The sequence below is a fragment of the Providencia sp. 6390 genome, from assembly GCF_058148425.1.
In genome coordinates, this window is record NZ_JBYVYL010000001.1 from 298134 (window position 1) to 309755 (window position 11622).

Below are 11622 nucleotides of genomic sequence, written 5' to 3' on the forward strand. Positions count from 1 at the left end.
TATAAATTTAGGTCATACCAATATGAAAAAGAATGCGATTTATAAATACATTCAAAATATGACGATGATAAGGACAACCTTAGCGTTGTTGATCTTGCTTGATGGGCTGTTAATAATAATGCCCATATTATCGTCATATAACATTAATTTGTCGCCGGAACATCATAATTTTGTCGACTGGTTGCAATCATTGGGTTTCATTAAATTACTGGATATTCCTCGGTTTGCTATTGGGGTAGTGCTGATTATTTTGGCATTACCCGTTTATTTAGGCATCAGAATAGGATGGGTATTCAGCTGTTTTATGCTATTTGTGCTGGTTCTCATTAATTTGTTGTTGGCAAGAGAGAATGTATTAACAGGCACCTTTTCACTGTTAATATTGATTGCAGCGATTGCCAATTGGAAAATATTTCATCGCCATAGTTTATCAGGAGCTGGCTTTGTTGCTTTTGTCAGCTTGATAGCCTTACTAGGTTACTCTGTGTTTGGGTCATTATATCTTGGTGACCAATTCCAACCTCACATAACCGATATCTCTTCTGCATTTTATTTTGCATTGGTTTGTATGACAACGGTAGGGTTTGGGGATATTGTTCCTATTAGTGTAGAAGCAAGATTATTTACCATTTCTATCGTGATATTAGGTATTACCATTTTTACCACTTCTATTGTTTATTTTTTAGGGGTGTTTGCGAAAAGCACACAAGAAATTGTCAAAAAGAGATTATTCCGTATGAAAGATCATTATGTTATTGTCGGTGCTAGCCCTTTAGCATTAAACACTTATCATGGTTTAAGAAAACGTGACTTAGATGTCATGGTTTTATGTAAAGAAGAACACAAAAATAATTATCCAGATAATGCTCCAGTGATCACCACATCACAAATCAATAAGAAAAGCTTAAACCAAGTAAATTTAGCAGATGCTAAAGCATTGTTTGTGCTTGGTGATTCAGATGCTGAAAACACTATTGCGATGCTGGCATCAAAAGAGATCGTCGGTGCAAATATCAAAAGTGTTATGGTGGTCAATGATGATAACAACTACGAAAACTTGAAGTTACTGCACGCAGATTTATTAATCTCCCTGTCTTCATTAGGCAGTGAAGTATTAATTAAAATGATTTTTGGTGAGAGTATTAACAGCCAAATAATTGAAAACATTATTTTCTCGAATAATATTTTAGATTCTTAGGATCAGAGAAATGAGTGACGATGGGTTGTGGGTGACCACGGCTCATCGTTTTATTTTGGTTCAGGTGAAATAATACAAAAATAAAAATTGGTGAGCTAAATATGGATTCAATTATTATTATTTTCGTGCTTGTCTACATCGCAATGGCGTTTGGCACATTTCCAGGTATAAAAATTGACCGTACAGGTGCGGCTGTTGCTGGTGCGCTGGCAATGATTGGTTTTGGTTTTATTACGCCGCGAGCGTCTTGGGATGCCATTGATTATCAAGCAGTTGGGTTGCTGTTTGGGTTAATGGTGGTATCTGCTTCATTTACCGTTTCTGGCTTCTATCATAAAGTCGCCAATGAAATGGCTATTCTGAAAATTAGCCCGCCAAAATTGTTGATGGTATTTATCATTGTTGGGGCCGTGCTCGCTTCTGTTCTAACCAATGATGTGGTGGTCGTGGCTATGACACCATTGTTAATCTCCATCACCCTCGCTAGAGGGTTGAATCCTATCCCATTTTTATTGGGTTTTTGTTTTGCGGCGAATAACGGGGCGGCTGGTTCATTGATTGGTAGCCCTAAAAATATGATAGTAGCGCAAAGTTTAGATCTCTCATTTATGGGCGTTTTACATATCACTGCTATTCCTGTCTTACTTTCTTTGCCTGTTGTTTGGTGTGCAATTAGCTTACTTTATCGCAAAAACTGGTATTTACCTGAAAGCCAAAAAGCATTGTTAACGCCCAAAACGCATACAGTGATCCCATTTAATCAATGGGAAACGGGGAAAGCCGGCATCGTTATCGCGATTGTTATTGTTGCGTTTTTGTTTACCGATTTGCCTCGAGAGCTGGTTGCACTCTCTGCGGCATGTTTTTTATTGTTAAATAGAAAAATAGCCTCTAGTGACATGTTAAAGCATGTTAATGGTGATTTGTTATTGCTAATTATGGGGCTATTCATTATTAATGCCGCATTTGCTAAGACCGGTGTTCCGCAGGAAGTTTTGCACTATTTACTAAATAAAGGCATTGACCTGAGCAGCCCGATTACGCTGTTTTTAGTTTCAAGTATTATGAGTATCTTTATTGGTACAACACCGACCGTGATGTTATTAATTCAATTTGTTTCGCCGCATGGTAATGCTGACCCATTAGGTGCCGCATTAATTTTTGGTGCTTGTTTTTCAAGTAACATTTTCGTTTTTGGTAGCCTTGCTGGCATTATTGCTGTCGACCAATCAGCTCAACATGGTATTAAAATTTCATTTTTAGAGTTTACTAAGTCGGGCGGCATTATTGCACTAGTCTGTATGTCGATTGCAGCTGGTTGGATCCTATACAGCTAATCATGATTATTTCTGAATGCAAGGAGGGAGTATGTTGGAAGTAAAAAATATATGTATTACCCAAGGGGGTAATACATTATGGAATGACCTTTCTTTTTGCTTAAACAATAATGAGCGGTTAGGACTTTCTGCACCAAGTGGTTTTGGCAAAACCACATTAGGGAGAGTTTTAGCACAATGGCAAGCGCCCTCTAAAGGGTGCATATTATTTGAAGGCAAGACGTTGTCAGAAACGGGATATTGCCCGATACAATTAGTACCTCAGCATCCAGAGAAAAGTTTTAACCCATATCGAACAGTCGGTTCAAGTGTCAATGATGCATGGGAGCCAAGTACTGATTATCTTGAAAGATTGTCAATTAAGCCTGAGTGGTTAGAGAGACGTCCGAGTGAACTTTCTGGAGGAGAACTGGCACGTATTGCTTTATTAAGAGCGCTAGATCCTCGTACTAGAGTATTAATCGCCGATGAAATCACCGCGCAGCTCGATGCGCATTTGCAAAAAGATATTTGGCAATTTCTGATTGAACTATCACAACAGCGGCCATTGGCGATGATTATTTTTAGTCATAATAAGATGTTATTAGAAAAGGTATGTACATCAGTATGGAAAATGTCTCTATCTTAAATGTTTACACTCCAAATAAGTTGAGGTACTCAATATGATAGCTTTTGATATTGTGTTAGTGGGAGCTGGCGGCGGGATTGGTTCGTTATTACGATGGTGGATTGGGCGCTTAGTCGGCGAAAAATATCACGGTAAGTTTCCGTTATCGACCTTTATTATTAATGTGTCAGGTGCATTTGTTATTGGTTTTTTAAGTAGTTATTTTCTGCTTGATTGGCATGATCGTTATGGCTCGTTTTTACAATCGGCGATATTAACCGGTTTATTAGGGGGATATACGACGTTTAGTAGTATGCAACTTGACGCGTTAAAACTGACGCAAACAAAACAAAAAATGTTAGCGCTGTTTTATTTATTACTATCTGTTATTGCGGGTCTGATAGCTGCATTTGTTGGCGCATGGTTAGCGAGCTAAAAGGTGAAAATATGAATATTGCAATTTTAGTTTTTATCGGCGGTGCTATTGGTGCAATCTTTCGAGAACTATTAATGATTTCTGTACCAAAAATGGCAGATCAGTTCCCTCTTGATATCTTTGTTGCCAATATAAGTGCTTCATTTTTATTAGGTATTGTCGCAGGGCTATTAACCAGCAAACGTATTGGTCAATCAATGAATGCTTTTTTTGCAACAGGTGTGATGGGGGGGCTATCAACCTTCTCTAGTTTTGTATACGGTGCGGTAGAAATAATGAAGCATCCACAATACTTGTGGACGGCTATTTCCTATTTAGTATTGAGTGTAGTGATCGGTTTTGTTGTTATTTATTTCGGTTATATTTTAGGCAGCAAACAATGCAGAAATAACCCTAAACATAGCGTTTGATTTCAGTATAAGAGGTTACTTTAATGAGTGTTCATAAAAAAATTTGGAATATCATCTCAGCTAAGCCTTATCGGCTGCAGCTTTTTTTTGATGTATTGCTATTAATTTTATCGCCAACCCTGTTTATTAGTATTATTGGCTTTGACACCAATACACTGAATATGGATATTTTGATCATCACGTTAGTGATATTTTGCTATATCTATATCACCAATTGGTTTAGCAGATGGTATTGTAAACGTAGAAAAAACATTTAAATTTTACAATACACAATGAATAGCCTCTATGTCGCAAGAGGCTTTTTGAATGTTCATTTATTGACTAACTGGAGGTTTGATTTTTACCTCACGGCCTTTTAATAATTTTCTGACCCAAAATCGATTAGGGTGCAATGCCGCTAATGTTTCATCATCTAATGGTAGCGGCTCATTAAAGATTTGGGCTGCAAGTAACTCACCGCATAAAGGTGCGGTAGAAAGCCCCCGTGAGCCAAGCGCACCCAATATAAATAAATTAGGATGAACAGGTGCTGGCTGAATATCCGTTGGTTGGCCTAATTGTTCAGATAAATTTTCATACACAGTCATTAGCTGAGTAAAGTCGGGGACATTACCGACCAGTGGCATATGGTCACGGATCACACAACGAATACCTTGGCGTGCTTGCTTCCCTGAAACATCAACGTTTTCAGTCCATGCTACATCAGGCAAACTATCCAGTAATTTTTGGCGATTTTCTTGTTGCTCGGTTTCACTATAATCAAAATCAAGCTGATTGCGCTGATAGCTGGCGCCAATACAGTGTTGTTGGTTCGCTGGGTTTACGGGGGTCAAATAGCCTTCATAACAGAGTACATTATTTAATTGCCCTAATATTGGTGTTGTAGGAATATGGCTGACTTGCCCTCTAACTGGGGTAACTGGTAGTTTTTCGGTTTGGGTAAATTGGTTCAGAAGATGGCCATTCGCAATCACGACAGTTTGATGTACAACGGATTGCTGCTGTCCTTGAACTTCTGCATGTAATTGCCAACCTTCTGCACTGTGTTGCAGCTTTTTAATATCGTGCTCAAAATAAAATATCACACCTTTTTCGCAGAGATGATGCATCAAGCTTTCACAAAGCTGCGCAGGGCACAACCAACCGCCATTAGCATAATGAATACCTGAGTGATTAACATCTAAACCCGCTAATTGGGTCAGTTGTTCACGGCTTTTTTCTGCGGCAAATTGCTCTGGCCACTGAGTTTGTAGCATTGAGTCAATTTTACGACGACTTCTTTCATGGTAGGCTAATTCAGAAACGCCACACCATTGCCCATCAAATTGGATCCCTTGACGACTGAGATGATGATAAAAGCGATGTGCATAAGGAAATGCGCTGACAAAAAATTGTTCTAATGCATTTGCTTTGCCGTTAAGCAATGGGTAAACCGCTCCTTGTCGATTACCTGACGCATTCTGTGCGACGTGCGTATCTTTACAATAAACAGTCACACGAGCGCCCCGCTGGGCCAGCGAATAGGCACTCGTTAAACTGGCGAGCCCACCACCAATGATTGCAACGTCATCGGCTGTTGACGCGGCTTGCCGAGCAAACCAAGGTGTCATCATTTCGTCATTTTTATCAGCTAAGTTACCCGTAAGCATTTCACGTTTACGGCCAAAACCTTTAATTTTTTTGATAGTAAAACCTGCTTGCTGCAAACCTCGTTTAACAAAACCCGCGGAGGTGAAGGTGGCAAAAGTTCCTCCCGCGCGAGCAAATTTAGCCATTGCAGCGAACAGTTGTTCGCTCCACATTTGAGGATTCTTTGAAGGTGCAAATCCATCTAAAAACCAAGCATCTATCTTATTGTTTAAATTGTTATTAAGTTGTAGTAATTGTTCATTTACATCACCAAACCATAAATCAAGAGTGATTAGCCCATTTTTTAATATAATACGATGGTTGCCAGGAAGTGGTTGAGGCCATTGTTCACAGAGCATCGCTGAGAGCTCAGCTAGCTCAGGCCAACGGCTATGCGCCGCTTTAAGGTCATCTTGACTGAGTGGATACTTTTCAAAACTAATAAAATGTAAGCGTTGCAAGGTAGCGTGCGGGTGATTATGGCTAAACTCTTCAAAACATTGGCATAAAGTGAGAAAGTTTAAGCCAGTCCCAAAGCCTGTTTCCGCAATAACACAGGTTTCGAACGGGTGGTTATCAAAGCGCGCTGGAAATTGATTTCCCTGTAAAAAAACATAACGGGTTTCCTCTAAACCATCTTGATTAGAGAAGTAGACGTCATCAAATTGTTCTGAGATTGGAGTGCCTTCGTCGTTCCAGCTAAGGCGGGCTGTTTGAACTGCTGACTTTTTCACACTTATGCCTAATAATATTAAAATAATAGTTGAATTTTAGCGCTGAACAGCCACCAAGGCTACCTTTGAACAAAAATGTTGTTATCGCAGATAAGAAAAAAATACAAATATTTACCCTGATCGGACTTGTTCAGCTTACAAGTGTAAGCTAAAGTGACACCCTATAAATCCCGTACTCACATTATTAAAAGACATGAGGTAATGAATGAAGCGTGCAGTCATCACTGGCCTGGGTATTGTTTCCAGTATTGGTAATAACCAGGAAGAAGTACTGGCTTCTCTGAAGGAAGGTCGTTCCGGGATCACTTTCTCAGAAGAATTCAAAGAGGCGGGGCTGCGTAGCCACGTCTGGGGTAATGTAAAAATGGATACTGACGGTTTAATTGACCGCAAGATCCGCCGTTTCATGAGCGACTGCTCTGTTTACGCTTACCTGTCTATGGAGCAGGCAATTAGTGATTCGGGTTTAACTGACGAACAAGTTTCTAATTTACGTACTGGCTTAGTTGTCGGTTCTGGTGGTGGTTCTCCTCGCAACCAAGTTGCGGGTTCTGATGGCATGCGTGCAAAAGGTCTACGTGGTGTTGGTCCTTATATGGTCACTCGTGCAATGGCATCCGGTATTTCTGCTTGTTTAGCAACGCCATTTAAAATTAAAGGTGTTAACTACTCAATCAGCTCTGCATGTTCAACATCAGCACACTGTATTGGCCACGCCGTTGAATTGATCCAATTAGGTAAGCAAGATGTGGTCTTTGCTGGTGGTGGTGAAGAGCTGAGCTGGGAAATGACCTGTGAATTTGACGCTATGGGTGCATTGTCGACTAAATATAATGAGACGCCAAGCCAAGCATCAAGAACTTATGATGTTGACCGTGACGGTTTCGTTATTGCTGGCGGCGGCGGTATCGTGGTTGTTGAAGAACTGGAACACGCGCTAGCGCGTGGTGCACACATTTATGCAGAAATCGTCGGTTACGGCGCAACTTCTGATGGTGCAGATATGGTTGCTCCTTCAGGTGAAGGTGCAGTACGTTGTATGCAAATGGCGATGCATGGTCTTGATAGCAAAATTGACTACATCAATACTCACGGTACTTCAACACCTGTTGGTGATACTAAAGAGCTTGAAGCTATCCAAGAAGTTTTTGGTAACGACTCACCAGCTATTTCTGCAACCAAAGCAATGAGTGGTCACTCATTGGGCGCAGCGGGTGTACATGAAGCGATTTATAGTCTTCTCATGTTAGAGCATGGTTTTATTGCACCAAGTATTAACGTAGAGACTTTAGATCCTAAAGCGGAAGGCTTGAATATTGTCACTAAACCAACGGAACAAGCGCTAGAGACTGTGATGTCAAATAGCTTTGGTTTCGGTGGTACTAATGCAACGTTAGTGATGAGCAAGTATAAAAGTTAATCGATATTTGTGGTGACTCTTAGGGAGAGCGGGGGCGTTAAGCTTCCCGCTCTTTTTTATCCTTAAATTAATCGCAACTACCACCGCCTGAGTCTCCTCCTGAGTCACAGCTACCTGAGTCACTGCTAGATGTGTGACTACTATAATTGTCATGATGACTGGCAGAACGATGCCCACTACCCGAAGAGCTACTTGATGAACTGCTTTCAGTATAGCTAGTGATTGTGGTGGTTGAATGGGTATTGCTATTTGAGGATGTATAACTGTGTGACGAAGTGGTGAAGTTGTGTTTGATATCGAGGATCTGGGTTTTATTACCAATCCAACCAATGGTAATGAGACTGGTGTTATGTTTTAAACGTAAAACTAATACACCATTGCAAAAGATGTACACTTTACCAACGGTTTTAACCAATAAATAGCCACTTTCTTTATAAGTTAGTGTCGTCGGGTGTTCGCTACTGATTTGATAGTTATCATTTAAAACATTGGCATATTGATTGTGAGTAAGTGGTTTGGGACGCCATTTAAACAGACGCGTGAATATTTGAATAAACATATTATGGCTATTCCAAGTTGATGAATAACATCACTGTAAAGTTTGAATTGTATTTTTAACATAGAGATTGTCTGATTTTTAATGGAATCAATGAGATGATTAAATAAAAAATGCCCCAAATATAGATTGGGGCAAAATGTTACAGGGAGTTGTTGCGAGTAACGTTATTCAGTGATGTGAGACGGCTGTTGGCGCTTTTTGCGAATTAATTTAATAACTGGCGGTAATACTAGTACTAATACCGCCATTGCCAGTAAACATTGTGAGATGGTGCTGCTCCATAAAATATTGAATTCACCATTACTGATTGATAAAGAGCGGCGTAGATTTTGTTCCAGCATTTCACCAAGAACAAAACCTAAGATCAGCGGTGAGAGTGGGAAATTCATTTTCCGTAATATATAGCCAAACACGCCAAGGCCCATCATCAGTAATAAGTCAAAAGTGGTACTGTGAACCGCATATACTCCAACAGCAGAGACGGTAGCGATTGCGGGTACTAAAAACCACAGTGGTACGGTAAGCATGCGGGTGAATAGGCCAATCAATGGAATATTCATAACCAATAAAACCACGTTTGCGATCAGCAATGCTGCAATTAGCCCCCACACAATATCAGGCTGCTCCGTAAACATACCTGGGCCGGGTGTAATGTTATATAAGGTCAATGCCCCCATCATTACTGCAGTGGTTCCTGAGCCAGGCACACCGAGTGTTAACATTGGGATAAAGGAGCCACAGGCAGAAGCGTTATTTGCCGCTTCAGGGGCTGCAACACCGCGGACATCACCATTACCAAATTGACTATTTGCACCACTGATTTTTTTCTCCGTCATATAGGTAATAGCACTGGCAATCGTCGCGCCTGCGCCGGGTAGTACACCGACAAAAAAACCAATAAATGAGGAGCGCAGTGTTGGCCCTGCGCATTCTTTAGCTTCTTTGCGGTTAAATAGCATACGACCAGTTTTGCGGATCAGGCCTTGCCCTGTGGCGGTGCCTTCTAGCATCAATAAAATTTCGCTGACAGAGAATAAGCCAATAACAATAACGATAAATTGGATCCCATCAGATAAATGTACGCTATCAAAAGTAAAGCGGTATTCACCTGAGTTTGCATCAACGCCCACGGTAGCAAAAGATAAGCCAATTAATGCTGCTAGCAATGACTTAATTGGATTTTGGCTCATCATGCTGCCAAGGCAGGCGATAGCAAATACCATAAGGGCGAAATATTCAGCGGGACCGAATGCCAAAGCCCATTGAGCTAACAGTGGTGCAAATAAAATGATGCCACCAATAGCAATACTTGAACCGATAAATGAGCTTACTGCTGAGATAGATAATGCCACTCCACCTTTGCCCTGTTTTGCCATCGGGTAACCATCTAAAGTGGTCATAATGGCTGCGGCATCACCGGGAACATTGAGCAAAATAGAGGAAATACGGCCGCCATATTCACAGCCTAAATAGACGGTGGCTAATAATATTAACGCTGACTCCGCAGGTAGTTTTAATGCGAAGGCTAAAGGAAGCAGTATCGCGACACCATTGATTGGCCCTAAACCGGGTAGCATGCCAACCACGGTCCCAATAAAACAACCGATAAGGGCGATCAGCAAGTTTTGAGGTACTAATGCGACTTCAAATCCTTGCGAAAGATACATCCAAGTTTCCATGGCTATCTCCTCAAGTAAACAGATTGCCAATAGGCAGGGTGACATCAAGTAGTTTATCGAAGGCATAAAACAGTACGACACCCAGTATTGGACCTGAAATGATTGCGGCAATCGGTGTTGCGCCAAACAATAGTGCAATACTGATGGTCAATAGGCTGGTGGATAGCGGGAAGCCTAACCATTCAAATACCCATGCGTAGATCACTAATGATAAGATCAGCAGTGCTAAGCGACGTAAAACATAAGGCTTAGGCCATTCAATGGCTTCTTGCTTGCCCACAAGTAGCATGAATGCACACAACGCCATCAATGAAAGTATGGCTATCGGGAAAGGCCGAGGCCCCAGTGGTTCGTATGAGAACTCACTTTGGATGCCCCAGCCGATATATAGACCGATCCCACACAATATCAGCCAAACTATGGCAAATATGCGCTGGCTCATCATCAGCCTCCGTTACTTAACTAAACCAAATGAGCGAGCTTGCTCACGATATTGCTCGATTTCTTTTTTAACGTAACTGTCTAGTTCTTGTCCGGTTAAGTTATATTCAAATAACCCACGCAGTTCGCGTTGTTTTTTGAATTCATCGGTTTGCTGGAGTTTTTGGAAGGCTTCAACCCATTGGTTATAATCTTCATCGGAGACTTTAGGTCCCATATAGAAACCACGAATGATTGGCCACTCAATGTCATAACCTTGTTCTTTTGCAGTTGGGATATTTTCAAGTCCATCGCTGAGGCGTTTATCTGAATAAACCGCCAATACACGTACTTTGCCATCGTTAAGGTAAGGTGCCATTTCACTCATGTCACCAGACATGACTTGAATATGGTTCCCCAGTAAAGCTGTTAATGTTTCACCGCCGCCTTCAAATGCGACGTAACGCATTTTGCGTGGATCAACATCAATTTGTTTAGCCAGCAAGGCCGTTTTCATCCAATCTTGGCTGCCAATTGAGCCACCTGCTCCGAAGACGATACTGTTAGGGTCTTTTTTGAACGTTTCCATTAAGTCTTTCAGGTTTTTATAGGGGGAATCTTCTCGAACGGCAATCATGCCATAATCACTGCCAACACTGGCTAACCAGCGCACATCGTTTTCGTTATAACGTCCAAATTTCCCTTGTGCGAGGTTGAGTAAAGAGCCTCCAGAGAATGCGACTATCGTGCCCGGTTCTGCTGGACGCTGCGCCACGATAGCATTGTAGGCAACGGCACCAATACCACCAGGCATATAGGTGACTCGCATTGGCTTTTCTATTTCTTTGGTTTCAAGCATCGAAACTTGAACTAATTTACAGGTTAAATCGAAGCCGCCTCCTGGTTTGGCTGGAGCAATACATTCAGTACGATCGGGTAGGGCACTGGCTTGTTGTAAGCTAGCGAAAAAAAGGGCTGTGGCAACGGCGGTTAATGATATTTTTTTCATTTTTTTCCTCACGAAATCAAATAAAGAGATGTCATTGTTGTTTTTCTCGCCAACATCATGGGCTCACTAAGCTTTCATTTACCTTTCATTAACAAGTAAAGTTGTTTTTTTGTGATGAATATCAGATTGTTTATTATTAATTGTTTTTAATTGTTAATTTAATGTTAATTTGTTTGCGTGAGGT

General features: G+C 41.1%; 11 protein-coding genes. 6 read left to right on the forward strand and 5 right to left on the reverse strand.

The features are described 5' to 3' along the window. Window positions 1-22: 22 nt before the first annotated feature. The 5 genes from AC3Z9T_RS01465 (at window position 23) to AC3Z9T_RS01485 (ending at window position 3988) form a co-directional block, all read left to right on the forward strand. On the forward strand, window positions 23-1198 hold the full coding sequence (locus tag AC3Z9T_RS01465) for an ion channel (protein ID WP_490124437.1): 1176 nt from the start codon (window positions 23-25) through the stop codon (window positions 1196-1198). A 101-nt stretch (window positions 1199-1299) separates the two neighbouring features. Further along, complete coding sequence (locus tag AC3Z9T_RS01470) at window positions 1300-2535, forward strand: ArsB/NhaD family transporter (protein WP_490124438.1); 1236 nt, start codon at window positions 1300-1302, stop codon at window positions 2533-2535. 31 nt (window positions 2536-2566) lie between these two features. Then, entirely contained in the window at window positions 2567-3163 is a 597-nt protein-coding gene (locus AC3Z9T_RS01475) for an ATP-binding cassette domain-containing protein (RefSeq protein ID WP_490124439.1), read from the forward strand. A 34-nt stretch (window positions 3164-3197) separates the two neighbouring features. After that, window positions 3198-3578 (forward strand): fluoride efflux transporter CrcB, encoded by a 381-nt coding sequence (gene crcB, locus AC3Z9T_RS01480; RefSeq protein WP_490124440.1) that lies wholly within the window; start codon window positions 3198-3200, stop codon window positions 3576-3578. A gap of 11 nt (window positions 3579-3589) precedes the next feature. Further along, window positions 3590-3988 carry a CrcB family protein gene (locus tag AC3Z9T_RS01485; protein WP_490124441.1) on the forward strand — a complete coding sequence of 133 codons (399 nt, stop codon included), beginning with the start codon at window positions 3590-3592 and terminating at the stop codon, window positions 3986-3988. 314 nt (window positions 3989-4302) lie between these two features. Here AC3Z9T_RS01485 and mnmC read toward each other — a convergent pair whose 3' ends face one another. After that, entirely contained in the window at window positions 4303-6351 is a 2049-nt protein-coding gene (gene mnmC, locus AC3Z9T_RS01490; RefSeq protein WP_490124442.1) for a bifunctional tRNA (5-methylaminomethyl-2-thiouridine)(34)-methyltransferase MnmC2/FAD-dependent 5-carboxymethylaminomethyl-2-thiouridine(34) oxidoreductase MnmC1, read from the reverse strand. A gap of 205 nt (window positions 6352-6556) precedes the next feature. Here mnmC and fabB point away from each other — a divergent pair, with 205 nt between their 5' ends. Beyond that, window positions 6557-7771, forward strand: a complete 1215-nt coding sequence (gene fabB, locus AC3Z9T_RS01495) for a beta-ketoacyl-ACP synthase I (RefSeq protein ID WP_490124443.1) — start codon at window positions 6557-6559, stop codon at window positions 7769-7771. Window positions 7772-7838: 67 nt separating this feature from the next. Here fabB and AC3Z9T_RS01500 read toward each other — a convergent pair whose 3' ends face one another. The 4 genes from AC3Z9T_RS01500 to AC3Z9T_RS01515 form a co-directional block, all read right to left on the reverse strand. Further along, window positions 7839-8330 carry a hypothetical protein gene (locus AC3Z9T_RS01500; RefSeq protein ID WP_490124444.1) on the reverse strand — a complete coding sequence of 164 codons (492 nt, stop codon included), beginning with the start codon at window positions 8328-8330 and terminating at the stop codon, window positions 7839-7841. Between the two features lie 164 nt (window positions 8331-8494). Next, entirely contained in the window at window positions 8495-10009 is a 1515-nt protein-coding gene (locus AC3Z9T_RS01505; protein WP_490124445.1) for a tripartite tricarboxylate transporter permease, read from the reverse strand. Between the two features lie 10 nt (window positions 10010-10019). After that, the gene (locus AC3Z9T_RS01510; protein ID WP_490125124.1) at window positions 10020-10451 is read right to left on the reverse strand and encodes a tripartite tricarboxylate transporter TctB family protein; all 432 of its coding nucleotides are present in this window, start codon (window positions 10449-10451) and stop codon (window positions 10020-10022) included. Between the two features lie 12 nt (window positions 10452-10463). Beyond that, entirely contained in the window at window positions 10464-11438 is a 975-nt protein-coding gene (locus AC3Z9T_RS01515; RefSeq protein ID WP_490124446.1) for a Bug family tripartite tricarboxylate transporter substrate binding protein, read from the reverse strand. Window positions 11439-11622 lie beyond the last annotated feature (184 nt).

Bases quoted from the DNA above. Each gene is read 5' to 3' on its own strand.
- AC3Z9T_RS01470 (WP_490124438.1), top strand. From the start codon at position 1,300: ATGGATTCAATTATTATTATTTTCGTGCTTGTCTACATCGCAATGGCG.
- AC3Z9T_RS01510 (WP_490125124.1), bottom strand. From the start codon at position 10,451: ATGAGCCAGCGCATATTTGCCATAGTTTGGCTGATATTGTGTGGGATC.
- fabB (WP_490124443.1), top strand. From the start codon at position 6,557: ATGAAGCGTGCAGTCATCACTGGCCTGGGTATTGTTTCCAGTATTGGT.
- crcB (WP_490124440.1), top strand. From the start codon at position 3,198: ATGATAGCTTTTGATATTGTGTTAGTGGGAGCTGGCGGCGGGATTGGT.
- AC3Z9T_RS01505 (WP_490124445.1), bottom strand. From the start codon at position 10,009: ATGGAAACTTGGATGTATCTTTCGCAAGGATTTGAAGTCGCATTAGTA.
- AC3Z9T_RS01465 (WP_490124437.1), top strand. From the start codon at position 23: ATGAAAAAGAATGCGATTTATAAATACATTCAAAATATGACGATGATA.
- AC3Z9T_RS01485 (WP_490124441.1), top strand. From the start codon at position 3,590: ATGAATATTGCAATTTTAGTTTTTATCGGCGGTGCTATTGGTGCAATC.
- AC3Z9T_RS01475 (WP_490124439.1), top strand. From the start codon at position 2,567: ATGTTGGAAGTAAAAAATATATGTATTACCCAAGGGGGTAATACATTA.
- AC3Z9T_RS01515 (WP_490124446.1), bottom strand. From the start codon at position 11,438: ATGAAAAAAATATCATTAACCGCCGTTGCCACAGCCCTTTTTTTCGCT.
- AC3Z9T_RS01500 (WP_490124444.1), bottom strand. From the start codon at position 8,330: ATGTTTATTCAAATATTCACGCGTCTGTTTAAATGGCGTCCCAAACCA.